Source organism: Legionella sp. ST3F1, from assembly GCF_048553315.1.
In the GTDB taxonomy this organism is placed as follows: domain Bacteria; phylum Pseudomonadota; class Gammaproteobacteria; order Legionellales; family Legionellaceae; genus Tatlockia; species Tatlockia donaldsonii.
Window position 1 is genome coordinate 1 of sequence record NZ_JBLZIO010000008.1, and the last position, 25,679, is coordinate 25,679.

The window sequence follows — 25,679 nt, forward strand, 5'->3', positions numbered from 1 at the left end:
TTCCAATCCCAGGGTAAGGGAAAACGCCTACTGGCATACAGATAAGCTTGACCTATATCAGGGGGGACCACTACAAAGGATTCTTTTGGGGTGGCATCGAAAAATTGCGAATCCAAATACAAATCATTGCGTAAATGCAGAATATTTGCCTCCATACTCTCCAAATCCTCTTCTAACTCTGAAATATCAACACCTTTACCAGAATAGTAATCAATCAAAGAATTCAGGGCATTAATCGCGCTGGCAGTACCCTCCGTTGACATTATGTTTTCGGGGATTGGACCGATATTATTATCCATGGTAAAACCCACACCCCATAATTGACCATTATTAAAATACCCCCCCTGATTACGTACAATGCGCCATATTTTTCGGGCTGTATTAGGGCCAAACCACCGATCGACGGTTTCCACTCCCAGCGCCGAAATCCCCCAAAGATTAACATTCACAGACATGAAACTTCCTTCATCAGTAGTATCAGGTTGCCAATCATCAATTGCAGAGGGTGTAATTGCTGTACCATGGGTAAAAAATAAACCTTTCTTTACATCAAAAGCACCGTTATACAAAAAAACCAGTAAACCCAGCGTGTCATAGCCATTAACCGTTTTCCCCCCATATAGCATTACATCAATACGTTGCCTGGCTAAGATCACTTCTGAGGTTTGTTCCGTATTTTGCAAAATGCGCTTTAAAATCTGTAATCCGGCCAACACAGAAAAATTGTCTTCTACTGAAATTTCACCTTCGGGAATGAGACCTTGAGCGCCTACCGTTCCGCCTGGGGCATAATAAAAAGCGCCTATAGCCGTCTGCATTGCAGAAAAAGCATAGAGACTATTCATTGCATTACTCAATGCTTTTGAAGTGATAGGAATACTACCGTTATAAAGTAAATAGTCTGCTTGCAGTGGGCCGATTATCTGTGCCCAGGCATTATCCCCTGTTAGTGGCTGCCAGTCAGACCAAGTAGTCACATATTTAAAAAAATCAGGTGAAGAGTGGGCAGGATCAAGTTTAGCCAATTTATCGGGTTCATAATCCCAACTAATAAAATTCTGATATCTACTTTGGAAAAAGGGATCTCTATTATAAAAATCCGTTGTAATCAAACGAAAAGTAAACGCCAAGGTTGGATCAGTAATGGATTGTTGATAACCATATTGAAATAGAGGATTAATAGCACGATTGCCCGGATTTAAGATAGACTGTAATTGATTAGCAATAAACGTTTTTGCAGTATCCCAAGCCAAATAATGGTATTTTGCAGCAAGCGCTAAAGCAATCTGCCAGGTTGCCGCATCATAAATGGCTGTACCATATTTGATGTTTGTGCGTTCAATCTGAGTTTGTGCCTGAAACCATTCCAGTTCCGTACCTTGTTCAGGGGGGAGGCCACGGCCTAAAATCGCAAATGGCCCTTCATAGAGTGTATCCACTACTGTACAGGTATTAAGAGGCGCACAGATATAATCACCAAAATACCTTGTGATATCTTCAAGATCTCCTACATAAAAACTTAAAGGAACAGAAAGAGAATCTTTACTAAGTGCCAACATTGGCGGCGAAATGAGAAAATGGATGAGCTCCTTAATTTCTCGGTCATTCTTATCTACTGTTGCCACAGCAAGATTGGCGCTACTAAGTAATAAAACACTGGCTGCGAGTAAGACTGAACCCTTTCTCATAACCATGACCTATTAAAGTGAGTGAAGTACAACTTAGGTCATTACTGTGCAATAAATACGCCAACTAAGGTGAATCCAGTAAAAAGACTGTCTTTTAAGAAGAACGCTGCTTATACCTGACGTCTTGCTTCAAGTACATTAGGGATTTGTTCCAGTTTATTCAATAACCTTGACAGGCTATTCAAACCATCGATTTCCACAGTTAAAGTGATAAAAGCCGTATTATCCTGTTTATTGCTTTGAGTCTGCAGCGCATAGACATGGGCTTTTTCGTTTGACAAGAGTGACGTGACATCTTTTAACAGGCCAGAACGATCAAACGCTTTAATCAAAATATCAACCACATAATGATCGCGAGTTGAACTGCCCCAGCTTACCTGTAAAAAGCGTTGCCGCTGTTTCACCCCTGCATGAATGATATTCGGACAATCCTGCCGATGTACAGACACACCACGCCCAAGCGTAATGTATCCTACCACCTCATCCCCTGGTACAGGTTGACAACAACGTGCCATATGGGTGAGAAGATTTCCAACACCTTCTATACGTAAATCACTACCCCTAACCTCCGGTTTGGCTAATGGTTTAACAATAGTTTGAATGCTTGGTTCTTCAACTTCTGTAGGGGACAATTTACTTAGAATTTGACCTAACTTAATATCACCACGGCCAAGCGCTGCTAACAAATCATCCAGCCGTTTGAAATTAAATGAAGAGACGATGTCATGCAACCGATCTGTTTTTATCCCCAGCGTTTTTAATTCTTTATCAAGAATTTCATGCCCTTCAGCTTTATTTCTATCGTAATCCTGCATTCTAAACCAATGCAGAACTTTTGCTTTAGCACGGGATGTCTTCAAATAATTCAGATGGGGATTAATCCAGTCTCTTGATGGGCGCTCATCTTTACCTGTTAATACCTCTACTTTGTCACCTGTTTTTAACTCATAGGTCAGAGGAACTATAGAGCCATTCACTTTAGCACCGCGGCAACGGTGTCCAATCTGACTATGCACATGGTAGGCAAAATCCAACGGTGTAACACCCTGGGGTAAATCCAATACATCCCCATCGGGAGTAAAGACATAAACTCTATCTTCAAGAAATTCAGTCTCAATTGCTTCCGACACACCACTCGAAGTTGCCATTTCTTTATGCCAGGCCAACACATCGCGTAGCCATTCAATTTTGCGTTCGTGGCTTTCTTTTTGTTGAACAGCCCCCTCTTTGTATTTCCAATGTGCAGCCACACCCATTTCAGCCAGATCATGCATTTGAAAAGTACGAATTTGTACCTCAAAAACACGGCCTTCTGGCCCTTCTACAGCAGTATGCAGCGATTGATAACCATTAGGTTTTGGATTGATTATATAGTCATCAAATTCCACTGGAACTTGTTTCCATAATGTATGCACCATGCCCAGTACTTCGTAGCATTGCTCCTTGCTTTCTACCAAAACTCTTACTGCTGTTGCATCATAAATTTCATCTAAAGAAACATTTTTTCGCTTCATTTTGCGGTAAATACTATGAATGTGTTTTGAACGACCATACACAGCAAAATGATGCGCACCAGTAGCCTTAATCTGCTTATTCAATTCCTCAACAATAAAATCAACATATTTGTCCCTTTCAAGGCGTTTGGCTTTTAACCCTTTTGCAATTGATTTGTAATCATCTGGATGCAGGTAGCGAAAGGCAAGATCTTCCATTTCCCATTTAATCGCCCCTATCCCCAAACGATTTGCTAAAGGCGCATAAATTTCCATTGCCTCGGTGGCAATTTGATGGCGCATTGCCTCAGGAAGTTGGCCAGAAGCTCTTAGCACACAAAGACGCTCCGCCAACTTAATCAATACAACACGTACATCATCAACCATCGCTAATAACATTTTGCGAACATTATCAATTTGATGCTTATTTTGTGGATATTTATTAAGAGCCTGCAAATTATGCATGGCACTCATTTTCTCAATACCTTTAACTAATTTGGCAATTGATGAACCGAGCTGCTCTTCCACATCATCCAGCGATAATTCTGCATAATGAACACTCTCAAAGATAATAGCTGCTGTCAGTGTCTCCTGATCAACCTCCAGATCAGCCAATACATCAGCCATTGCCAAACCTTGCTGCAAACAGGATACTCCAATTTCAGTAGCATGATCCTGCCCGGCCAGTTGGCTTAAAGTACAAGCATTACGAATGAGTTCCAAGTCCTGAAAATACCCTTTACTTGCTAACTGATGTAGCCATTGTTCGACATCAATACCACTATCTGTTGTCCAGGGAGTATCTTCTTTAACTTTAACCATTGTTGCTTATCCTTTCTCAAATAAAGCGATGGACTCCACATGTGCTGTATGTGGAAACATATCCATAACGCCAGCTGAATGTAATCGATATCCTTTTTGATTCACTAAAATATCAGCATCTCTCGCCAAAGTGGCAGGATTGCAAGACACATAAACAATTCGTTGCGGCTTAAATTTATCAATTTGCTTTACAATTTCTAAAGCACCAGAGCGTGGTGGATCTAGCAAAATTTTAGTAAACCCATAGGGTAACAAAGACGTCAAGGCTTCAGTGTCTTCCAAATTAGCACAAAAAAACTCAGTGTTAGCCAAACCATTCGCTTTAGCGTTCATCTGAGCTCGGGAGACCATGGTATCGCTTCCTTCTACACCTACAACTTTTGCACAATGCCTAGCAAGCGGTAACGAAAAATTACCTAAACCACAAAACAAATCCAACACTACATCCTCTGGCGCCAACGCCATGAGTTTCAGCGCTTGCGCAACCATCCGTTGATTTAGACCCGCATTGACTTGGGTAAAATCAGTCGCATGAAATTGAAAGTGGATGTCTTCTTTAGGTAAAGTATAGGTTAAAAACTCATTACCTCCCTGCGGATAGAAAAGCATTACACTGTCAGGTCCACCGGGTTGTAAAAAAATACGGAAATCCGTGTTTTCCCCAAATTGACGAATTTTTTCCTCGTCAGCAGTGCTCAAAGGCGACAGGTTACGAAAAATGAGTGCTACCTCCTCATCACCAGCAGCCACTTCGATCTGCGCAATACTATTTGGATCATCGAGAGAATCAATAAGCGCACGTAAATTCACTATTTGTGCGTCAATTTTTGCATTCATCACCGGACATTGGTTAATTTCGGTAATATAACGGGGATTATTTTTCTCCCTAAACCCTACTAAAGTAGAACCTTTTTTTTCTACATAGCGTACGCTTAAGCGAGCCTTGTTGCGATAGTGCCAACTTTGACTAACAAGAGGAGGCAGAATCATCTCTGGCTCACAATGACCAATACGGCGTAGTAAATCAAGCAATAAGACTTCCTTTTCATGAATTTGAGCCCGCTCATCCAGATGCTGCAGGGAACAACCACCACATAAGGAATAGTGTGCGCAACGCGGTTCAGCACGTAGAGTTGAGGCTGCAACGAGTTCAACAATTTTTCCTTCATCAAAATCACGTTTAACTCGCGTATATTGAAAAGTAACTCGTTCTCCGGGAAGAGCGCCTTGGATGAACGTTGTTTTACCGTTAATTCTCGCGATACCTCGGCCATCATGACTGAATTTTTCTATATCAGCGGTTTGTACCTCTGCAGGTAATCGTTGGCGTCTTTTACTCATGACTCTAATCTCTTAACTACTTCATTATTTCCACAAAATTGGAATGAAAAAACAGGCTGTCTTGAAAATCAATGGATAACTTACAAAGCGGCCAAAAACCTTTCAACATCCTGTTTTGATAATTCCATAAAATTACCCCGTGCGAGTGAACGTGGCATTGTTAAATGCCCATAACGGATACGTATCAAACGGCTAACTTCAACACCTTGCGATTGCCATAAACGCCGTACTTCTCTATTGCGTCCCTCTGTTAAAACAACATGGTACCAACTATTAGTCCCTTCTCCTCCCCTAAACTCAATTCGTTTAAATTGAGCAACACCATCTTCTAAATCAACGCCTTTTAACATGGCATTAATAGCTTCAGCGCTGACTTGACCATGCACACGCACCGCATATTCTCTTTCCAATCCAAATTTTGGATGCATTAAACGATTGGCCAGCTCACCGTCATTAGTAAAAATCAGCAGACCGGAAGTATTAATATCTAAACGACCAACCTGAACCCAACGCCCTTGCTTTAAATAGGGTAAACGATCAAAAACCGTTTTCTCATGTTTAGGATCATGCTTGCTGGAAATTTCTCCAACAGGTTTGTGATAAATAAGTATTCTTGTTTTGGATTGTGATTTGAGAGGATTAGCAATGACCTTTCCCTTCACACTGATTTTATCGTCTGCGTTGGCCACATCACCTAATTTAGCCACCACGCCATTGACATGGATCAATCCTTGCTCAATCCAACGCTCCATCTCTCTTCGCGAGCCAATACCTGCTTGACTTAATATTTTTTGTAAACGTTCACTCATTATTAAATACACTCTTCGTCTAAGGCTTCAACAGGCGCTATCACTAAAGGGACATTGATTTCCTGTAAAGCCGGTAATTCATTCAGGCTGGCTAAATTAAAGTAATCGAGAAAATTCTTCGTCGTAACATAGACTGCTGGTTTGCCTGGCACATCACGATGTCCGGCTACTCTAATCCACTCCCGTTCCAGCAATGTTTTTAGAATCGGACTACTAACAGCAACACCACGAATATCTTCAATATCAGCACGGGTTACTGGCTGTCTATAAGCAATAATCGCCAGAGTTTCCAGTAAAGCCCGTGAATATTTAGCTGGTTTTTCAGCATATAAACGGCTGACCCAAGTACTGTACTTTACCTTGGTTTGTAGACAATACCCACTCGCCAAACATTTTAACTCTATCGCGGTTTTTTGGTAGTCATCAGCCAACTCCGTTAAAACGGTATTTAACTGCTCTCGACTGGGTTTTTCCCAGTCTTCAAAAACCGCTTGTAACTGTTCTATAGTCAAAGGATTACCCGCATTCATCAAGAGCGCTTCTACCACCAGTTTAAGTTCATTTTCACTCATGATGAGCAGCCTGTATATAAATGGGTGCATAAGCACTGGCCTGACTAATCAGCAATAACGATTGGCGTGCCAACTCCAAAATAGCCAGAAGTGTTACCGCCAGCCCCATTCGTCCTTCTTTCTGGTTAAACAAGTGCGTAAAGGATACCACTCCTTCCTGCTGTAGTCTCTCCAATACAATCCCCATTCGCTCCCTGACAGACAAAGGCTCACGCACTATTTGGTGATGGCTCAGGTGGTTTTGTCGTTTCATTAAATCTCGCATGGCCGCTGTTAAAGCTGCAAGCTCTACATCAGGATGGATTATTGTTCGCTCAATCAGTTCCGAACTAATCGAAAAACGAAAAACGTCACGCTCACAACGAGCCAAGGTATCTAATTGCAACGCTGCATTTTTAAACTGCTCATAGGCCTGGAGTTTTCTAACCAACACAAGTCGCGGATCTTCTTCACTTTCCTCGTTTTCGTTGAGCGTTGGTGGCAACAATAAACGTGATTTTATTTCTGCAAGCATTGCTGCCATTACTAAATAATCTGCCGCCAATTCCAAGCGGTGTGCTTCCATAAGCTGGATATACTGCATGTACTGTTGGGTAATATGAGCAATCGGAATATCTAAAATATCAATATTCTCCCGCCGTATCAGATATAATAGCAAATCCAGCGGTCCAGAAAATGACTCCAACAATACTTCCAACGCATCTGGGGGAATAAACAAATCTGCCGGTGCCTCAATAACAGGTTTACCCGCTACAATGGCAAGTACAGAAGAAGATTCTGCCGACAAATCCGCCTCCATCAATAGTCCAACCCCATGACTTCACGAACATCTTCTAACGCTTTAGTTGCTTCTTCTCGAGCTGCTTCACTACCTTCAGCAACAATCCTCTTTACTGACCCCAAATCCGACTCATACTCTCTGATGGCTGCTTGAATGGGTTGTAATTCTTGCCTGACAGAATCAATTACCGGCCGTTTACAATCAATACAACCTATACCAGCCGAACGACAGCCAGTTTGCACCCAATCTTTTACCGTCTCGGAGGAATATATTTTATGAAATTGCCAAACCGGGCACTTTTCCGGCTCGCCGGGATCAGTACGTTTAACACGGGCAGGATCGGTTGGCATGGTTAAAATTTTCTTCTCAACCTGCTCTGGCTCTTCGCGTAAACTAATAGTGTTATTGTAAGATTTCGACATTTTCTGCCCATCTATACCAGGCATTTTTGAGGTTTCCGTTAATAAAGGTTGCGGCTCAGGTAAGATTATCTTTCCAGAACCATCCAAATACCCAAGCAACCGTTCCTTATCCCCGATCGAGAGATTATGCTGATTCGCTAACAAAGCTTTTGCCGTGTTTAAAGACTCATGACAACCGTCTTGTTGGAATTCTTTCCGCAATTGACTGTAGAGCTTGCCATTTTTTTTACCCATTTTTTTTATAGCTTCATGCGCTAACGCTTCAAAATTAGGTTCACGACCATAGATAAAATTAAACCGGCGGGCGATTTCGCGTGTTAATTCAATATGAGCAACCTGGTCTTCACCGACGGGAACATAATCCGCTTTATAGAGTAAAACATCTGCACTTTGCAAAAGGGGATATCCCAGAAAGCCATAAGTTGCTAAATCTTTATCATGTAGTTTAGCTTGCTGATCTTTGTAGGTTGGCACACGCTCAAGCCATCCCAAAGGAGTGATCATTGATAATAAAAGATGTAACTCAGCGTGCTCAGGTACCCAAGACTGGATAAAAATTTTCGATAAACTTGGATTAAGGCCACAAGCTAACCAATCGACCACCATGTCCCATAAAATAGTTTCTATAAAACCAGGTTCGTCGTAACGTGTCGTTAAACCATGCCAATCGGCCACAAAGAAATAACAGTCATATTGATGTTGTAACTTAAGCCAATTCTTCAGGACACCATGATAATGCCCCAAATGCAAGCGGCCACTGGCACGCATTCCCGATACGACTCGTTTATTAGGACTGAATAAAGCTGACATCTAAATCCTTAACTATTTAACAAAACTATTAAATGTATCCTCAAATTAAAATACCCAAATGGAATAAATTTAAGGCTAATTATCTAAAAGGCTCTGGATCACCTCTTCCTTCACGCAATACAACCGGGTAATCACCTGTTAAATCAACTACGGTAGTTGGTTGGTATCCACAATTACCGCCATCGATGATTAAATCAGTCTGATTACCAAGCAAATCTTTAATCGCCTCTGGCTCACCTAGAGGAGCTGTGGCTCCAGGCAATATCAAGGTCGTACTCATTAGAGGTGTTTCAAGGCACTCAAGTAACGATAAGGTAATGTTATTTTCAGGGACCCGTAAGCCTAAGGTCTTGCGTTTGGGGTGTAACATCAACCTTGGAACTTCATGAGTTGCATTCAAAATGAACGTATAAGAACCTGGTGTAAATGCTTTAAGCAAACGAAAAATTGAATTTGAAACTTTTGCATAAGTACCTAATTGCGACAAATCTCGGCAGACCAATGTCATGTTATGATTTTTATCTAACTGGCGCAAACGTCTAATTCGCTCCAGAGCTGCCTTATTGCCTAATTTACAGCCCAGAGCATATCCTGAATCAGTGGGATAAACCAGGATCCCCCCCTCTTCAATGATGGACGCCGCTTGTCTCAATAAGCGCGACTGTGGATTATCAGGATGAATTGCAAAAAACTGACTCATAAACGCCCCTGTTAAAGATTCCATTGTTGCCATATAGGTGTACAGTTTACCGGTAGTTGTTGCTGTCTTCCAAGAGAAATACGCGATAAAGTATCACCATGATAATCTGAACCTGTTGAGGCACACAGCTGAAAACGTAAACACAGCCCAAGCATTTCTTGTATTTGTGTTACTGTCATTTCCCCTGACACAATCTCAAGTCCAGTGCCACCGGCCATTTTAAAAGCTATAATCAATTCTTGCAGCCGTGTACGTGTTAAGGAATATTTTAGGGGATGAGCCAGTACCGCCTGCCCCTTGGCTTGTATAATTCCTTCCACAGCCTGAGTCAGACTAAGCCAGGGGGTTGCTACATACGCCGGTTTCCCTCTGCCAAGATAGCGTTTGAACGCAGTTTGCCTATCAGGGACTAACCCTTCGTCAACAAATAATTGTGCGAAATGCGGTCTACCAATTCGTTCATGACCGGCAAGTTTACAGGCTTTTATATAGGCATCATCAATCCCACAAACTTTCATTTGCTCAGCTATTTGCAAAGCTCGTCCAATACGACTTTCGTTTTGCTGTCTTATCAGCTTTAAAATGTTGTCGTCATCAGGGGAAATATTTAAGCCCACAACGTGAATATCATATTTTTTCCAACGAACGCTAAGCTCAATACCATTAATAATGGTAAGAGACAAATTGCGTGCTGCCCTATGCAACTCACCCAAACCAGACATCGTATCGTGATCAGTCAAAGCCAGCATTGTGATGTTAGCTTCAACGGCTTTTTTTACTAGTGCAGCGGGAGTAAGCATTCCGTCAGAAAAATTACTGTGACAATGTAAATCAATCATAGCTGGTTGGATAATGGGGATTTAGGTTAATTAAAAAACAAATTATTTATATAGTATACCTGATGAAAAGAAAAAATTGTTATTTATGTTGGCTCCAATTATAGTGGGATCAACTTAATCCAAGACTACAAGGGTTTTATGGTTATTATTTTAGTTGAAGATAATCCAGTTAATCAATCGATTATGAAGAAGATATTAGAAAGCAATGTCAAGAATGCCCTTGTGAAAGTGATTGGAAGTGGTGAAGAAGCGGTTAAGTTTTTTAATAACAAGGCCAATCTCCATTTTAATTTAATTATTCTCGATGGCAATTTAGGAAGTAAGGCCATCAATGGCCCTCAAGTCGCGGAGGCAATCGTTAAGACAGAGATAGATGCCCCCATAGCGTTATGGACTGATGACAAAGCTATGATAGAAACCATGGAAGAAGTTTTTGGCAGAGCACTTCCGCATTTAGATAAAAGCCCAATTAACAAAAATAATATCATTAATGTGGTCAAAAGTATTTTGGAGCCAACGACTGAACCTACAGCACAGAGACGTATGACTTGGTAATCATCGAATCAGCTGGTTAAAAAATGTCTTGAAATTCAAAGCAGCTTGCGAACTAACCAGTTTATGCACTATTCTTAACATATGCAGAACAAACCTTTAATACAGCATTGAGTAGTACACTACAAAGCGAAAAAGTTATATTTCCTCATTTAAGTTCACAGCAACTGGCAAATTTGTGTGGCGTATTGCATGAAAATATCAACCTATTGGAAAAACATTTTAATGTGACCATAAAAATCGGTCATGATGGATGCGTTTTATATGGACATTCAACTCCCAGCCTGCATCAGGTGAAACAGCTTATTAAACAGCTGCATCAACTAACTAATCAACCAATACCTGTTGAATTAATAAACTCCCTATTAAACCATAAGGCACCGCAAACCATGATGACCCATTCGATAAAACTAAATCGTAAGACCATACAACCACGAAATAATAAACAAGCTGATTATCTTCAAAGCATCAATACCCATGACATTATTTTTGCCGTGGGTCCTGCCGGTACTGGTAAAACTTATCTAGCCGTCTCCAAAGCAATAGAATGCTTTGAGAAAGGTGAAGTGCAGCGTCTTGTTTTTGTTAGGCCTGCTGTGGAGGCCGGTGAAAAACTGGGTTTTTTGCCTGGTGATCTTGTTGAGAAAGTCCTACCCTATCTTCGTCCTATTTATGATGCACTTTATGAAATGATCGGTTTTAAAGAAACACAGAAACTTATCCAAACCGATATTATTGAAATCCTTCCTCTGGCCTTTATGCGTGGTAGAACGCTCAATGAAGCCTTTATTATTCTTGATGAAGCCCAAAACACCACCATTCTACAAATGAAAATGTTTCTAACACGTATGGGCTTTGGTTCTAAAGCAGTCATTACAGGCGACATGACTCAGATAGATTTACCTAAAGGAACCGATTCAGGACTGCCTCATGCAATTAAACTCTTGGCAGATGTCCCTGAAATTAGTATACACACTTTCACTAGCCGTGAAGTGGTGCGACATCCTTTAGTTTCTCGCATTGTTGATTGCTATGATAAAATTACCAAGGATAAAAAATAATGGCATACCACATTGACTTACAAAATGCTTGCGATGACCCGATTCCAGTTAGTGACGAAAAGCTTATTTCCTGGGCCGAATTACCACTTATTGACCACCTGCAAACAGCTGAATTAACTGTGCGTCTAGTTGATGATAAAGAAATGACCCAACTAAATCATGCTTACAGACAACAGAACAAAGCGACCAATGTACTTGCTTTCCCTAGTGCTATTCCAGCTGGCGTTGAGCTTGAATATCCCTTGCTTGGCGATGTCATTATCTGCCCATCGGTTTTACGGGCAGAAAGTATTGAGCAAGATAAACCCCTGGCAGAGCATTGGGCACATATTATCATTCACGGGGTCTTGCATTTATTAGGTTATGACCATATTCAAGAGAGTGATGCTGAAGTCATGCAAGCCACCGAAATTAAATTGCTTGCCAAACTTGGTTTTTCTAATCCTTATCACATAGAGGGTAGCCACATTGAGTAAAGAGGATGATACTGGTTCATGGTTTATGCGCTTAAGGCAATTTTTACAAGTTGAGCCACAAAATAAAGAGGAGTTAATTAGTTTGCTGCGTGATGCTCACGCTCGCTCACTAATCGATTCAGAAACCTTAAGCATGATAGAGGGCGTTATTCAATTTGCGCAAATGCGAGTACGCGATATTATGCTGCCTAAAAACCAAATGACTTGCATTTCCCAAGACGATGAATTGAAAGATATCATTGATACCGTTACCAGCTCTGGCCACTCTCGCTTTCCAGTTACCGGAGACAATAAAGACGAAATTATTGGTATCCTGCATGCAAAAGATTTACTTCGTTATCAGGCTGAGCGAACAACCGACTTCGATTTACACGATATTATCCGCTTCACCACTTTTGTACCAGAAAGCAAGCGACTGGATTTATTACTTAGCGAATTTCGTAATAATCGGAATCATATGGCAATTGTTGTTGATGAATATGGTGCTGTAAACGGCTTTGTCACGATTGAAGATATTATTGAACAAATAATTGGCGATATTGAAGACGAATTTGATATCGATGAAGAGGCTTATATCAAAGCACATGGGGATGCTTATTATATTGTTAAAGCACATACCCCCATTGAAGAGTTTAATGAGCAGCTAGAAGCTAATTTTAGCGATGAAAACTACGATACCATTGGTGGTATTGTCATGAGTACTTTTGGCTATTTACCTAAACGAGGTGAAGCGATTACAATTAATGAGTTTGAATTTAAAGTTATTAATGCAGACTCCAGACGTATTAAGCTACTTGCCTGTTTTGATAAACGTAAGCAGCAACAAAGACATAATGTCAAGGACAACTAAGTAATGAATAACAACATCTTGATTGTAGATGACGATACGGAACTTACCGATTTGTTAGTCCAGTATTTAGAGCCGGAAGGTTTCCATGTTGTCTGTGTTCATGATGGCGAAAGTGCCGTAAAAAAAGCACTGAACCAGGCATTTGATGCAATCATTTTAGATGTCATGCTCCCCAAATTAAACGGTTTTGAAGTGTTAAAAGCGATACGGGAGCATTTGCAAACGCCAGTTTTGATGTTAACTGCGCGTGGCGATGATATTGATCGTATTGTTGGACTTGAAATTGGTGCTGATGATTATTTACCCAAGCCCTGCAACCCTCGTGAACTGGTCGCAAGATTACGCGCCATTCTGCGACGAACCCAAAAAATCCCCACGCAAAGACCCATTATTGAACATCAAGGGATTCTTGTTGATTGCTCAAAACGGCTAGCGACTCACAATGGCGAGCCCATGGACTTAACTAACGCCGAATTTAATATTTTGGAAATGTTAATTAAATCACCAGGGCAGGCTTTCTCAAAAGAAGAACTAACAGAATATGCATTAGGTAGAAAATATACTGCCTATGATCGCAGTATTGACGTTCACATTAGTAACTTACGCAATAAACTAGGTGATAATCAAGCTGGAGAACCGTTTGTTAAAACCGTTCGTGGCTTTGGGTATATGTTTAATGCTTAGACTGTATTGGAAAATCTTCCTTTCATTTTGGTTAGCAACCATTTTAATCATTATTACCACTGCCTGGGTAACGAGTGAAATTGCTCAGAAATCATCAATACCAGCCCGCGAACGAGTCTTTATGGATAGTTACGCCAATGCAGCAGTAGCCACCTTTGAGTCAGGCCAACATTTAGCTTTGAAAAAATGGCTCAATAGAACTGGTGTATCCAGACATATGACCTTGTACTTAATTAGCAGTACAGGCGAGATTATTGGTAGTGCAACCCCACCAGAAATAGTTAAACATATTTCGGCCAATTTGGTAGACGAACAATTGGATGATGGACTACTCAAATTCGGTGATATTATAGTCAGCCACGAGATTCTTTCTACATCAGGAAGGGCTTACCGGCTGGTAGCAGTTAGTACCAAACCACTGGCTCATTTTGTGGAAATTCCATGGGCTGGCCTGACGATACGCTTAACCATCGCAATTTTTATTAGCGGCCTTATTTGCTATCTTTTATCCATTTACCTAACTCAACCTTTACAGTCCTTAAGAATGGCAGCGCAATCAATAGCGACAGGCAAATTAAACACACGTGTTGGCCGCTTCAAAGGCCATTACCGTGATGAAATTGCTGAATTAAGTGGTGAATTCGATAGTATGGCCGAACAATTGGAAACCATTGTTAATTCCAAAGAGCGTTTATTACAAGATATTTCTCATGAATTACGCTCGCCGTTAGCCCGTTTACAAATCGCCATCGAATTGGGAAGGAAAAAAGCATCTCAGTTGGCTGAAGTTGAATTCAACCGTATGGAAGTTGAGTGTTTGCGGTTAAATACACTCATAGGAGAAATTCTGGAGTTTGCAAGACTGGATAAATCCTCAAGCCAGTTAAATAGAACGGTTGTCAATTTATCTGATTTACTCAACCAGATTATTGAAGATGCTAATTTCGAGCTTAGAAATACCCAATCAGGCGTGATACTACGCAAATCACAAGAGTATAAGCTCTTTCTGGATGAGCGATTAATTCATCGGGCTATTGAAAATATCATACGGAATGCACTTCGTTATGCAGCACCTGAGCCGAAGGTCATGGTTTCATTACAACGCAATGAAACCAACTCGGAAATCCATATCAACATTGAAGATAATGGTCCCGGTGTTCCAGAAGAACAATTAGAGCGTATTTTTAATCCATTCTACCGAGTTGACACATCGAGAGAAAAGAAAACAGGCGGCTATGGCCTTGGTTTAGCAATTGCGCAACAAGCCATTAAATTGCATCATGGTAATATACAGGCAATGAATCGCAAGGAAGGCGGACTACTGGTAAGAATTAGCTTACCACTTTTAGAAAACCAATTACCTGCTTAGATTTTTTCCAATAACAATCCATTATAACCAATGACGCTATCCAGCACGATTTTAAGTACCACGATTGGTTAATCCTCTTCACTGGCGCTATATGATTGGATATAATTTGCATCGGATAGAAGGGGTTAGTTTTTTCTGCTTAAAATTACCAATCAAAGACCCAGTTCTGAAATAAACCGCTTAAAGAATTTTTGTATCAAATTCTCAAAGGATAGAGGGGCCTAGCAGTGAGCCATGCCGAAAAACTTAATAAAGCCAGCACTGCCTTTTTCTTTGCCGGATTTGCGGTATCAAAACTACATCATACCCCTTTTATTGTGCTGGCAACTCTGTCAAATCTTGCTTCACTTTTTTTATACGCTATTGCCTATTGTCTCTGGTTTCTTGCAAGCCGATTGTATCCTGATTATCCACGTAAAGCGCAATCTTGGTATGGATTTACTGAATTTAAAAACCAACACATCATTGCTGTCATCCTGGGTATAGCAGCAATAATCAGTTGCGTGGCTGCGCTCAGCATGCCTTTAGCCATTATCCCGGCCACCTGGCTTTTTGCTTCTAGTAACAGTATCTGGTGTATTAGTGAGTATCATAAAAAACAGAGTCTACCTATTTCTGAAAAAGATTATTCAGTCAGCCTACAAACGGCCTACTTGCGCTATGCAATCACTACGACGGCCTTATCTTTTCTTACCGCATTAGACACTACCCTTGTTATTGTTTTCCCAGCAGAGGCAGTGTTAATACTGACTTTTTCCTCTGTTGCTGGTGTTGGCCTGGGAGCATTGGCAATTTATTTTCTGGCAGATTATATCTACCATAAACAGGCCTCTGATGGGATAGATATGAGTTATATCAAAATGATAAACCCGTTTAATCTCCTAAGTGACCAGTCACCTCAAGCGCAGCCACGCCCATCTCACGAGGTCGCACACTTCCCTCCTGTTTTAGCAACCAAGCTTCCTGTGAAGATCTCTGCTAGTCACAGCCAGTCTATGGATGTCTCTTCAACCCCAAACTCTTGTTGTTTGTTTTAAGCAATGATTGAAAGCAGCGCCAATATAATATGAATAGATATTGAATAAATATGAATCTAGATATCTTTATTTTAACTATACTGACCAAAATATAACAAGAAAATTACGAATAGATCACTTATAATCGCAATAATAAGCTCACGACTTGTCAGGTCAAAGGATAATGAGTATAGTTTGCAGGCTGTTTCAGGAGTAATTAATACATGAGCGAGCTAACAAAATCGATGATTGAGCACGCAAAGCAAGTCTTGGGTCGGGCTTATGCGCCCTACTCCAACTTTAAAGTAGCTTCTTGCTTATGCAGTGAGGATGATCGGTTTTTCTCTGGTGTTAATGTTGAAAATGCTTCTTATGGGCTATCCATTTGCGCTGAATCATCAGCCATTTGCCAAATGGTGGCTGCAGGTATACAAAAAATCAAATCAATCGTTGTACTAAATAATCAAAATACCCTATGTCCACCATGCGGAGCATGCCGCCAGCGGATAGCTGAGTTTTCAACTCCCGATGCCTTGATTCATCTTTGCAATAGTGAAACAGTAATAAAATCAATGTCCATCGGGGAATTACTGCCTGAAGCTTTCAAATTTAAGCCTTAATCTGGAACAAATATGACGAAATCGAACCTTACTTCAGCCCATTTAGCGGCAGAAAAAATTAAACAACAAGTACCTAGCTTTAAACCAACGATAGGCATCGTGCTGGGCTCAGGTTTAGGTAGTTTCGCTGAGCAATTAGATGATGCTGTAACAATCAGTTACGACGAATTACCTGGATTCCCCAAAATAACTGTGCATGGGCATGGCGGCAATTTAGTAGTGGGTTACTTATCTGGTATTGGTGTGGTTTGTTTGCAGGGACGTGCTCATAGCTATGAAGGCGATCATCACGATACTGTTAAAACTTATGTACGAACCTTACGCTTACTTGGTTGCAGCCATTTTATGGCAACCAATGCATCAGGCTCTCTACGTGAAGACGTCGGGCCTGGTGAACTGATGCTGATTACTGATCACATTAACATGCAACCTGGAAATCCTTTGGTTGGACCTAATGACGATGAATTCGGCTCTCGCTTTTTCCCTCTGGACAATGCCTATGATCAAGGTATGCGTGATAAATTGTTACAAATTGCCCATAAAGAAAATATTGCTTTAAACCAAGGCGTTTATCTTTCTGTCTTAGGTCCAAATTATGAAACTGCGGCTGAAATTAGGGCTTTTCGTATTATGGGAGCGGATGCCGTGGGCATGTCGACTGTGCCTGAAGTATTGGTTGCCAATCATTGTGGTATGAAAGTAGCCGTCATTGCTACCATTACCAATTATGCCACCGGCCTTTCACGCACAAGTCATAGTCATGAAGCCGTTGTATTAATGGCTTCTAAAGCAGCAGAAAAATTAAATAGACTTGTGAAACAGTTTATTGCGGAGCTGGCGTGAGTCTCGAAACAGAATTTTTACTGACGCTAGGTGAGTTAAATGAAATCTTGCGTCAGCAACCTATTGCCAATTCAGAGGTAATTCCTCTCCTTGATTTAACCCTTCTGGATGAAACGGCTGGCTATGAAGAGCTTTACTCTTTAGGTAAAAAAGCGAATTTACATCAAGTTGCCGCGGTCTGTGTATTGCCAGAACAACTGGAAATAATCCGTCATATAACGACAGTTAAATTAGCCACCGTAGCCAACTTTCCCACAGGAAGTCAACCTCACAAAGAAGTTTTAGCAGCAATCGAAAAAACGATCATTAACACTAAAGTCGATGAAGTTGATTATGTATTTCCCTACCAGGATTATTTGGCAAAAAAAACCTCTTCTGCCTTAACCCAGTGCCAGCAAGTCTACCAACTATGCCAACAGGAAAATATCCTCTTTAAAGTCATTTTGGAAACAGGAGCGTTACCGTCAATGGAATTTATCTATGATCTCAGTACTGAGATCATTAACAATGGTTGTGATTTCCTGAAAACCTCAACCGGTAAAATTGCTCAGGGGGCAACCCCTTCTGCTGCTTTTGCCATGTTAAAAGCAATTAAAGAGAGTAAAGCGTCCTGCGGTTTAAAAGTCTCAGGAGGTATAAAACAGCCTGAGCAAGCCTTCACGTATATGGCACTGGCTCGCCATGTGCTCGCCCATAATTTAAACAAATCCTGGTTTCGTATCGGTGCCAGCGGCCTTCTGGATGTACTGCTCAACCAAAATTCAAGGTCACATACTCCGCATGAATAGCTCTTTTCTTTACTGCCACACAACCTCTAACAGTAATAATTCAAAATAATAGCCAACCACATCAGAACACCATACCAATTATTGGAGGAAAAAGCCTGCAAGCATTGAGCAGACTGGCGTTTGGCAATTAACTTTTGTTGGTAACCCAACAAAAAAGCAGCAAGCAACCAACAATAAAAAAAGGGCCAGAAATTATTTAAACGGATAGCTAAAAATAACCACAAACCATGAAACACTATCTGCAAAATGCCAATAATAATGCGATCGTAATCAGCAAACAAAATAGCAGTTGATTTTACTCCTATACGCAAATCATCTTCACGATCCACCATCGCATACTGGCTGTCATAGGCAACAATCCACATAAAATTAATAATTAATAAATAAAACATCATGCTATCAGGCACTTTTCCTGATGCAGCATAAGCCATCGGAATCCCCATAGAAAAAGCGACTCCCAATACTAATTGCGGTCCTTGAATAAAACGTTTACAAAATGGGTATAAAAACGTAATAAAAACAGCAAATAAAGCATAATAAAAGCACTGCTTTGGCAGTTGCAACAGTATCATTAGTGCGGCAAACAATAAAATAAATAACAGTACAAAGGCCTCTATCAAACTGACTTCGCCAGAGGTCAGAGGCCTCCTTTGTGTACGTTCAACATGCAAATCGATGTGGCGATCGGCAATGTCATTAATAACACAACCAGCTGCACGCATTAGCACAGTACCGCATAAAAACAAAACAATCAGTTCTAACGAAGGATGGCCCTGATTGGCTATCCATAAAGCCCAGGCTGTAGGCAACCATAACAACAAAATGCCCACCGGCTTATGGAAGCGCATTAATCTTAGGTAACTCCCTTTCAATTGATGCTCCTTAATAAGCCAGGTAATAATACTTCCAAAAGATAAAAAGGGGATTTTTCAGCAATAGTAAAAACGGATAAACGCGACCAAAGCTCTGTCTTTTGACTACCAAGATAAGGTTGTAACCAATAATACTCCAGGGATTGTTGGTTAATTGCGTAGTGAATCATTTGCTCTCGACGTACCTCAGCTTCACTGAAAACAAGGTCACCTAAGGATTCATATTGTAATCTTGCAAAAAATGCAGGAGTCGTTTGATACGACAATTCGGGGATTATAGTACGGGCAAACCAGCAAGGATTTTGCTCTGCCAGCATGATTATGTCACGATGCATGACCAGGCTGGTTTGTAAGCCCAACGTAAATTTGTCCCACCAGTTTGGCCTCACCCAATGTTGCTTAAGTACTTCGAGTCGCGCCTCACCGGCGTCGCTTCTCAGTTTAGCAGTCAACGACAATTGGTGTTTAAGCCAGCACTCTATCTCTGCAGGGGGGGTACTTAGGGTATTTAATAAATTATCAGCTTTAATTAACATTCTTAATCAATAAATGGGTTCAGCCTAACTATTTGATGGATTATAACATTAGTGACAAGGAAGAATGTAATAGCTTATTGAGCAAGAAAAAACGGCGGTATTAAACCGCCGCTCAGAATTTAAATTATTACTACGGCTAAAATTATGGTTCTTTCACAAGGGCTGTAGGTAAATCAGCAAACATAGCTTGCAGATTTTTGTACCCCATACTCTCCAAATTTTTATCTATGACCTCTTGGAGGTCTCCTACTACATGACCTGTATACGCTTCATTAACTAAAAAATCCATATCAATACGACTATGTTGTGCTGCCTTTAAGGCATTTTCAAGAAGAACAGCCGCATGAATCTTATTTTTTACAGCATTTAGTGCCGACGGATCAAAAAGACCATTTACTCTTTCTCTTGACAAGTTTCGAACCTGTCCCCTTAAATCGCTAATGAGTTTTTCAACATCTTTTATAAAGTCATCCAAAAGAGTTTCTTTATCTTTAACTTTAGTCGCTGAAACAGAAACAACTGGTGTTTTCTCTACTTTTTTAGCTTGAGGATTCCTCAATTCGTTTGCGAAAGCGTCTAAGTCGGCTTTTACGGTTTCGAGCGCGTCTTTGGAGCCCTTTCCACTACTAATCGCTATAGCTATTTGCCCTTGTATCTTAGCAATGTGATCAAGCACGCCACGAATATAAATATCTCGAGCACCAGACTCCACTAAAGTGGGGCTTTGCGCTATTTCATCAATAAACTCGCGGGTTCTGGCAATAGTCGTCTCTATTTCTTTTGCGAACTCCTTCGTTCCTTGCGCCCGCAATACCTCCTCAGCATTTGCATAGGCAAACATCGTTCCACGATTAGCAGTCCTCGTTAAAAACTCTTCCGCTTCGTCTCTGATAAGCAGACTTGGAGTAAGAGCAGCACGAGGATTATAAGCCTGAACAGAATCATAAGCCAAGTCGGTCATAATAGCTTTCGTCACATCGGTAACAGCAGCTACAGAGCAAGGTATACCAAGTGGATTTGTCATTTGTTTATCACCGCTGGCGTCAACAAATAGAGCTTGGTTTAACGCATTATTAAAGACCACTTGTGGATCAAGATGTAGTTTTTCTTTCACAAATTTTTCAACAGCTGAGCGTACTCCCTTTTTAACATGCTGGTTATTGGGATCAGCTAAACTTGCCAATTGCTTGATTAATAAAGTCCTGTAGACGATAAATGCTTCGCTCAACTGATAAGGCGTCTCGAGGGTTGCTTTTTCATTATGCTTTAAAAGCGATAAGAGGAATTCATAAGAACTATCTAGATAATCTTGAACATTCGCGCCATTGATTTTGTTTTCAATCCGATCTTCCTCACTATCCACCTTTAAACCAAGAATAGCTCGATAGGTTGCATCACCAGTTAAGATGCGTGGATTACCTTTAGCAATCAATTCCTCATTAAATTCATAAGCTGCTTTTAATACCACTTTAAGAGGATGGCTTTCATCATTTTGTCTGACATCCTTCTTAACGACAGGGGCTAACTTTCTGGCGAGTTCCAAGTCTTGTACAGAACCACCCAATTGCCCGGTATAAAAATCAACCAAATAGGGGGGTAATGCTCCCATTGTTACAGGAACAATGGCAACAATTTCCAGAACTTGCTGTCTGATTTTTGCTTGCAATTCAAATTTTTTGATAAAACCCTGATTTTTCTCATCATTTAAATAGGCAGTTGTATCACTAATAAAACCTCTTAGCTCCTCTCCGCTACCAAGCAAGCTATCTTGCATTAACTCAGTCTGCTCCACTGCTTTACCAATGATTCGACGATGATTCTCTGCCAAATCAATTTCGCTTTGTTTGGAGTGACGATAGCGAGACGCTTGTTCTCTGAACCAAGAGTCACTTGAGCCAACCGCAGCATAATTAGGTTTTGCTGCTAAACCAGGCAAGTTTCCTACAATAGTTCTCACAGACTCCAGGAAAGACTCCTCTTGATAGCTCCCTAATTGTGCAAGATCTTCTTGAGTCGTTTCTTTTACTTTTTGGATAACTTGTTGCAATCGTTCTATTTCGTGGTCAACGATATCAATGGTTTCTTCAATGGACTGACGATTTTTTGCATCACGCTTATAGTACAAACTGTCAATTCTAGTTACTGCGAAATAGCTTGCAACGGCAGTCACAGCAGCAGCAACTAACGCAATACTTAAAATACCTAAAGTAATAGGCCCCCCAACAACCGCCGCAGCGACACCTAAAACCACAGTAGCAGCAATTAAACCACCCACTGTTGCTGTAAACGCTGGATAAGCAGCTAAGAAGCCAGGCTCATTCATTTGATGTTGCAAAAAGAGCATACTCTGAGTCATGAATTCAATTTGTAACTGCTGGGTAAACTCTTGTCTCTTTGCAGGATCCTCAAAGCAACTCTTGAACCAGCTAACTATTCTGTATTGGTTCAGTTCTTGCTGTATTTCTTGTTCTTTAATCTTATAAATGTCTTTAAAAGCTTCATTAAACGCTTCATTCAGTTGTTGTAGAAAATAGACTTCGATAGCTATATTTAAAGCTTCATCATCAATTTTGGAACCTTCAGGTAGTGTTTTTGCAAACTCTGCTCGCATGCTGGTATGAGTAAGACTATTCTCCAAACCAAGCAGTAAGCCTTCTCGTAAATGAAATAGTTTGACTATGTTACCTGCCAAAGCGTCGTATTTTTCACCAAGACCAGCCTTACGCATTTCTGCCTGGAAGGTCTCAAAATCAGGTGCTGCCTCACCCTGATAAGATTTTTTCCAAAGGTTATAAGTAATAAGGCCAACCCCAGCACCCAATCCAGCACTGGCTGCACCAGTCAGCACATTTTGCACTCCCGCAAAAGGATTGATCATACCGGTAAGAAAACCGCTTTTTGAAGTCAAAAATGTTGCCCCGCCAACACCCACACCGAGTAGAGCAGCTAAAGCACCACCACCCAGTTTGGCAAGAGTAGATAATTGAGCAATTGCACCCGTCAGATAATCTGTGGTTGTTTTCTTTTGTCCGTACTGAACTAGAGCTTCAGCATAAGTCCTAATCTGCTTAACTTTTTCGCCCTTGATTTTACCCTTTGACAAACTGTCAAGTTGGGTCAGCATATTTTCTTCTAAATATTTTTTATGATTTTCCTTGATAATTCGAAGGCCATCATCAACCGTTTGAAACTTGCGAGCTGGTCTCTTGGCTTTCAGTGAATCAAGCTCTTCACTTCTTTTCTTTTCATTAACCTTGGCTTGAACTAAGATCTCAAGATGTTCTTTTACTTGTGATAATTTAGCTAATTCTTCGGTACATGCTTTTTTGGGAAGAGCGAATTCCTTGTATGTCTTAACCAAATCCCTACCGGTTGGAACAGTTAATAAACGCCCTAATGCTGCATCTGCAGTACTTGCTTCTCTTGTCAGACCTACATAAGGTGGTGTATTGTCAATATCAACACCATGTTCATGCTTTAAGGCATTAAGCAACGTGTTAATTGGGTCAAGATATTGCTTCTTCTGAGCGTCAACTGCCTTTCTATAGTTAAGAATCGGTTGATAAGCCTCTTTAATTTGTTCTATTCTTGCGGCTATCTTGCTTCGAGCCTTGATATAGTTCGGGAATATTTGTGCAAACTCTTCACTTGCTGTTTTATCCGCAGCATTAAATTCTATGTTTTGTAAAATCGTGTTATAGCCATTGTCCATCCAGCCATCTACTGCAAACTGCTCAAATTCCTCTTGGGCTTGTCTTAATTGATTATCATTTTTCCAGGTTGCCGGATAGGTGGGGGCCTGTGTTTGTGCCTTAAGCGCAGCAACAAACTTTCTATAAGCACTTTCTTCTGAGCCAACTATTTTTTCTTGATCTGCCAGCAATGCTCTCTCTACCTCACCAGAGACTTGCTCTAATGAATCTATAGGATTCTGGCTTAAAAGGTGCTGAAATTTTTGTTTTAAAACAGTTAGTTCATCAATCTTAATTATTTCACTAAGATTTGCTGGAACGCCTGCTTGCTTACAAGCTTTATAATTGCGCTGTAAATTATCAATAGCGTCAATCAGTGCACTCAGCCTAGTTCTTAATTCTGCTTTATTCATAAAAAACTCCCGCACAGTCTGGCAAACTTTTTTATGCTCCAAGCCTTTTACCAAAATCCGAGTTCAATGCCTTTTAATTAAACAATTTTAAACTATTGTTACTATAGCTGATTAAGATTAAGTAAGTATTAAGAAAATAAAAACCATAGTGATTAATTATTAATCTTTCTGAAGTAGACTAAGTGATACTAGCTAAAAAATTATTTTTTTTTGGAAACAGTGTGTTACGGAAAGATGGTCTATAAATTCACTTCTCTTACGATAAAATAAGCTGTACTCAATTATAGATTTGTTGCCGCAATACACGCCCAAATCGATTCACGACCAGTTTTATCGGTCCAGATTGTGGGTTTTGGAGAAGGAAGTGCCCACTGGTAACCATACGCTTTAATTCAGAACTGAATAAGAGGTAATCTTTTGAGTGAAACCCATGCCAACCAAGTGTGATACTGGATTGCGGCCAATGCCATTGGTGTAATAGTTCACAGCCTGTATGGAATTGGTGATTTTTATTATCAACAAAAAGAATCATTCCCTGCGACCAATCGTTCGAGTCAGGTAAAGGAGTCAAAGCCAGTCTGACTCCCCGCAAAAGGGCAGTATTCCTCGCATAATACAATGCGGTAATAATCTCTTTTTCTCTAACCTGTAATTGGTTTCTTTGGTAAAGCATGGCACCCCAAGGTACACAGAGGAAACACAAGAACACAAGGAGAGCCATGCTTATTAATAATTCAATTAAAGTTAAGCCATGACGTTTAGGCACAATTTTCCATTAAAAAATGTTTCACGGCTCTCAAGTCAGCATAAGCCTTTTTCTTATCTATTGGATTTCGTAATAAATAGGCCGGATGATAACTTACCAAAAAAGGAGTATCTTTATAATGGTATACCTGGTGACGTAACCGATTCAGTGGTAATGCTTCATTTGCTAAAAATTGACCAGCGAAGCGCCCCAGTGCCAGAATCAATCCAGGCTTGATAAAATCAATCTGCTGGGCAAGGTAGGAACTACATTGAATAATTTCCTCCGCCGCGGGATCTCGATTATCAGGAGGCCTGCATTTTAAAACATTGGCTATATAAACATCCTCCTCCTTCATGCCAATACTTTGCAACATCTGATTAAGCAAGCTGCCAGCTTTACCTACAAAAGGTAGTCCTTGCTTATCCTCATAAAACCCAGGTGCCTCTCCAATGATCATTAATTTAGCATTGGGATTACCACGCGAGAATACGGTTTTACTACGGGTTTTATGCAAAGGGCAACGTATACAGGAGGCAACCTCCTTTGCCAACTCAGCTAATTGCTGCGGGCAGGAAGAACGGATTTGACGCGCCACCCAGCGGTCTATCCCCATATTTTGCAGGTAATAATGGTTTAATGCATCTGACATAGTTCTCTCACCGAAGATCAGCTTTAATTTGACCATTTTTTGAATGCAGCAAACAAGTCCTGAGAGATCTTCCCAAAAATTTGGACAATAAGGAGTCAGCGTCTCTGTTCGACCTGAGGAGTGCCATAAGCCACATCTCGAAGGCTAAGCATCGAGGCTTCGAGGCAGCGCTGCGCGATTCCTCAGGCCGAACGGATTCTGAAGCAGCCGTATTTTCTCATTTTAATTTTGTG

Annotated in this window: 24 protein-coding genes; 10 read left to right on the forward strand and 14 right to left on the reverse strand. The window is 40.7% G+C overall.

All coding sequences use genetic code 11. The features are described from left to right. From ACN4Z1_RS07115 to ACN4Z1_RS07155, 9 genes are all read right to left on the reverse strand, one after another. Positions 1-1,688: hypothetical protein (locus ACN4Z1_RS07115; protein WP_419413442.1), on the reverse strand; the 1,688-nt coding region annotated here is incomplete at its 3' end. Between the two features lie 110 nt (positions 1,689-1,798). Next, on the reverse strand, positions 1,799-4,003 hold the full coding sequence (relA, locus tag ACN4Z1_RS07120; protein ID WP_228363916.1) for a GTP diphosphokinase: 2,205 nt from the start codon (positions 4,001-4,003) through the stop codon (positions 1,799-1,801). Between the two features lie 6 nt (positions 4,004-4,009). Next, entirely contained in the window at positions 4,010-5,344 is a 1,335-nt protein-coding gene (gene rlmD, locus ACN4Z1_RS07125) for a 23S rRNA (uracil(1939)-C(5))-methyltransferase RlmD (RefSeq protein WP_228363915.1), read from the reverse strand. An 80-nt stretch (positions 5,345-5,424) separates the two neighbouring features. After that, positions 5,425-6,156, reverse strand: coding sequence for a 23S rRNA pseudouridine(2605) synthase RluB (gene rluB, locus ACN4Z1_RS07130; RefSeq protein WP_115222704.1), 732 nt, complete (start codon positions 6,154-6,156; stop codon positions 5,425-5,427). After that, on the reverse strand, positions 6,156-6,725 hold the full coding sequence (scpB, locus tag ACN4Z1_RS07135) for an SMC-Scp complex subunit ScpB (RefSeq protein WP_228363914.1): 570 nt from the start codon (positions 6,723-6,725) through the stop codon (positions 6,156-6,158). The genes rluB and scpB overlap by 1 nt, the downstream gene beginning before the upstream one ends. Continuing rightward, positions 6,718-7,524 carry a segregation and condensation protein A gene (locus ACN4Z1_RS07140; protein WP_115221389.1) on the reverse strand — a complete coding sequence of 269 codons (807 nt, stop codon included), beginning with the start codon at positions 7,522-7,524 and terminating at the stop codon, positions 6,718-6,720. Before ACN4Z1_RS07140 ends, scpB begins: the two co-directional genes overlap by 8 nt. Next, on the reverse strand, positions 7,524-8,738 hold the full coding sequence (locus ACN4Z1_RS07145; RefSeq protein WP_115221390.1) for a tryptophan--tRNA ligase: 1,215 nt from the start codon (positions 8,736-8,738) through the stop codon (positions 7,524-7,526). Before ACN4Z1_RS07145 ends, ACN4Z1_RS07140 begins: the two co-directional genes overlap by 1 nt. A 79-nt stretch (positions 8,739-8,817) precedes the next feature. After that, a complete protein-coding gene (locus tag ACN4Z1_RS07150) occupies positions 8,818-9,438 on the reverse strand; it encodes an L-threonylcarbamoyladenylate synthase (RefSeq protein WP_058448048.1) in 621 nt (206 codons plus the stop codon). 11 nt (positions 9,439-9,449) lie between these two features. Then, positions 9,450-10,277, reverse strand: a complete 828-nt coding sequence (locus ACN4Z1_RS07155; RefSeq protein WP_228363913.1) for a PHP domain-containing protein — start codon at positions 10,275-10,277, stop codon at positions 9,450-9,452. Positions 10,278-10,415: 138 nt separating this feature from the next. Between ACN4Z1_RS07155 and ACN4Z1_RS07160 the strand changes: the two genes are divergently transcribed. The 10 genes from ACN4Z1_RS07160 (at position 10,416) to deoC (ending at position 18,536) form a co-directional block, all read left to right on the forward strand. After that, complete coding sequence (locus ACN4Z1_RS07160; RefSeq protein WP_228363912.1) at positions 10,416-10,832, forward strand: response regulator; 417 nt, start codon at positions 10,416-10,418, stop codon at positions 10,830-10,832. Positions 10,833-10,939: 107 nt separating this feature from the next. Continuing rightward, complete coding sequence (locus tag ACN4Z1_RS07165; RefSeq protein ID WP_228363911.1) at positions 10,940-11,890, forward strand: PhoH family protein; 951 nt, start codon at positions 10,940-10,942, stop codon at positions 11,888-11,890. Next, positions 11,890-12,366: an rRNA maturation RNase YbeY gene (gene ybeY / locus ACN4Z1_RS07170; protein WP_115221393.1), complete on the forward strand. Its 477-nt coding sequence runs from the start codon at positions 11,890-11,892 to the stop codon at positions 12,364-12,366. The genes ACN4Z1_RS07165 and ybeY overlap by 1 nt, the downstream gene beginning before the upstream one ends. A 25-nt stretch (positions 12,367-12,391) precedes the next feature. Further along, positions 12,392-13,216, forward strand: a complete 825-nt coding sequence (locus tag ACN4Z1_RS07175; RefSeq protein WP_370634588.1) for an HlyC/CorC family transporter — start codon at positions 12,392-12,394, stop codon at positions 13,214-13,216. 3 nt (positions 13,217-13,219) lie between these two features. Then, entirely contained in the window at positions 13,220-13,900 is a 681-nt protein-coding gene (gene cpxR / locus ACN4Z1_RS07180) for a two-component system response regulator CpxR (protein WP_115221395.1), read from the forward strand. Further along, positions 13,893-15,269, forward strand: coding sequence for a two-component system sensor histidine kinase CpxA (gene cpxA / locus ACN4Z1_RS07185; protein ID WP_228363910.1), 1,377 nt, complete (start codon positions 13,893-13,895; stop codon positions 15,267-15,269). The genes cpxR and cpxA overlap by 8 nt, the downstream gene beginning before the upstream one ends. A gap of 227 nt (positions 15,270-15,496) precedes the next feature. Continuing rightward, the gene (locus ACN4Z1_RS07190; protein ID WP_228363909.1) at positions 15,497-16,306 is read left to right on the forward strand and encodes a hypothetical protein; all 810 of its coding nucleotides are present in this window, start codon (positions 15,497-15,499) and stop codon (positions 16,304-16,306) included. Positions 16,307-16,509: 203 nt separating this feature from the next. Next, on the forward strand, positions 16,510-16,905 hold the full coding sequence (gene cdd, locus ACN4Z1_RS07195) for a cytidine deaminase (protein WP_228363908.1): 396 nt from the start codon (positions 16,510-16,512) through the stop codon (positions 16,903-16,905). Positions 16,906-16,917: 12 nt separating this feature from the next. After that, a complete protein-coding gene (locus ACN4Z1_RS07200; protein WP_115221399.1) occupies positions 16,918-17,748 on the forward strand; it encodes a purine-nucleoside phosphorylase in 831 nt (276 codons plus the stop codon). Continuing rightward, on the forward strand, positions 17,745-18,536 hold the full coding sequence (gene deoC, locus ACN4Z1_RS07205; protein WP_228363907.1) for a deoxyribose-phosphate aldolase: 792 nt from the start codon (positions 17,745-17,747) through the stop codon (positions 18,534-18,536). The genes ACN4Z1_RS07200 and deoC overlap by 4 nt, the downstream gene beginning before the upstream one ends. A 26-nt stretch (positions 18,537-18,562) precedes the next feature. Here deoC and ubiA read toward each other — a convergent pair whose 3' ends face one another. The 5 genes from ubiA to ACN4Z1_RS07230 form a co-directional block, all read right to left on the reverse strand. Next, positions 18,563-19,384 carry a 4-hydroxybenzoate octaprenyltransferase gene (gene ubiA / locus ACN4Z1_RS07210; RefSeq protein WP_228364095.1) on the reverse strand — a complete coding sequence of 274 codons (822 nt, stop codon included), beginning with the start codon at positions 19,382-19,384 and terminating at the stop codon, positions 18,563-18,565. A 20-nt stretch (positions 19,385-19,404) separates the two neighbouring features. Beyond that, positions 19,405-19,944 carry a chorismate--pyruvate lyase family protein gene (locus tag ACN4Z1_RS07215; RefSeq protein WP_228363906.1) on the reverse strand — a complete coding sequence of 180 codons (540 nt, stop codon included), beginning with the start codon at positions 19,942-19,944 and terminating at the stop codon, positions 19,405-19,407. Between the two features lie 142 nt (positions 19,945-20,086). Further along, a complete protein-coding gene (locus ACN4Z1_RS07220; protein ID WP_228363905.1) occupies positions 20,087-24,049 on the reverse strand; it encodes a hypothetical protein in 3,963 nt (1,320 codons plus the stop codon). 277 nt (positions 24,050-24,326) lie between these two features. Beyond that, on the reverse strand, positions 24,327-24,815 hold the full coding sequence (locus ACN4Z1_RS07225) for a GspH/FimT family pseudopilin (protein ID WP_228363904.1): 489 nt from the start codon (positions 24,813-24,815) through the stop codon (positions 24,327-24,329). Beyond that, positions 24,808-25,446 (reverse strand): uracil-DNA glycosylase, encoded by a 639-nt coding sequence (locus ACN4Z1_RS07230; protein ID WP_228363903.1) that lies wholly within the window; start codon positions 25,444-25,446, stop codon positions 24,808-24,810. Before ACN4Z1_RS07230 ends, ACN4Z1_RS07225 begins: the two co-directional genes overlap by 8 nt. Positions 25,447-25,679 lie beyond the last annotated feature (233 nt).

Coding starts and splice junctions, on each gene's coding strand:
- ubiA (WP_228364095.1), bottom strand. CDS start 19,384: ATGCGCTTCCATAAGCCGGTGGGCATTTTGTTGTTATGGTTGCCTACA.
- ACN4Z1_RS07155 (WP_228363913.1), bottom strand. CDS start 10,277: ATGATTGATTTACATTGTCACAGTAATTTTTCTGACGGAATGCTTACT.
- ACN4Z1_RS07160 (WP_228363912.1), top strand. CDS start 10,416: ATGGTTATTATTTTAGTTGAAGATAATCCAGTTAATCAATCGATTATG.
- ACN4Z1_RS07145 (WP_115221390.1), bottom strand. CDS start 8,738: ATGTCAGCTTTATTCAGTCCTAATAAACGAGTCGTATCGGGAATGCGT.
- scpB (WP_228363914.1), bottom strand. CDS start 6,725: ATGAGTGAAAATGAACTTAAACTGGTGGTAGAAGCGCTCTTGATGAAT.
- ybeY (WP_115221393.1), top strand. CDS start 11,890: ATGGCATACCACATTGACTTACAAAATGCTTGCGATGACCCGATTCCA.
- ACN4Z1_RS07230 (WP_228363903.1), bottom strand. CDS start 25,446: ATGTCAGATGCATTAAACCATTATTACCTGCAAAATATGGGGATAGAC.
- ACN4Z1_RS07150 (WP_058448048.1), bottom strand. CDS start 9,438: ATGAGTCAGTTTTTTGCAATTCATCCTGATAATCCACAGTCGCGCTTA.
- ACN4Z1_RS07220 (WP_228363905.1), bottom strand. CDS start 24,049: ATGAATAAAGCAGAATTAAGAACTAGGCTGAGTGCACTGATTGACGCT.
- cpxA (WP_228363910.1), top strand. CDS start 13,893: ATGCTTAGACTGTATTGGAAAATCTTCCTTTCATTTTGGTTAGCAACC.
- ACN4Z1_RS07200 (WP_115221399.1), top strand. CDS start 16,918: ATGACGAAATCGAACCTTACTTCAGCCCATTTAGCGGCAGAAAAAATT.
- cdd (WP_228363908.1), top strand. CDS start 16,510: ATGAGCGAGCTAACAAAATCGATGATTGAGCACGCAAAGCAAGTCTTG.
- cpxR (WP_115221395.1), top strand. CDS start 13,220: ATGAATAACAACATCTTGATTGTAGATGACGATACGGAACTTACCGAT.
- ACN4Z1_RS07215 (WP_228363906.1), bottom strand. CDS start 19,944: ATGTTAATTAAAGCTGATAATTTATTAAATACCCTAAGTACCCCCCCT.
- ACN4Z1_RS07175 (WP_370634588.1), top strand. CDS start 12,392: ATGCGCTTAAGGCAATTTTTACAAGTTGAGCCACAAAATAAAGAGGAG.
- relA (WP_228363916.1), bottom strand. CDS start 4,003: ATGGTTAAAGTTAAAGAAGATACTCCCTGGACAACAGATAGTGGTATT.
- ACN4Z1_RS07140 (WP_115221389.1), bottom strand. CDS start 7,524: ATGGAGGCGGATTTGTCGGCAGAATCTTCTTCTGTACTTGCCATTGTA.
- rlmD (WP_228363915.1), bottom strand. CDS start 5,344: ATGAGTAAAAGACGCCAACGATTACCTGCAGAGGTACAAACCGCTGAT.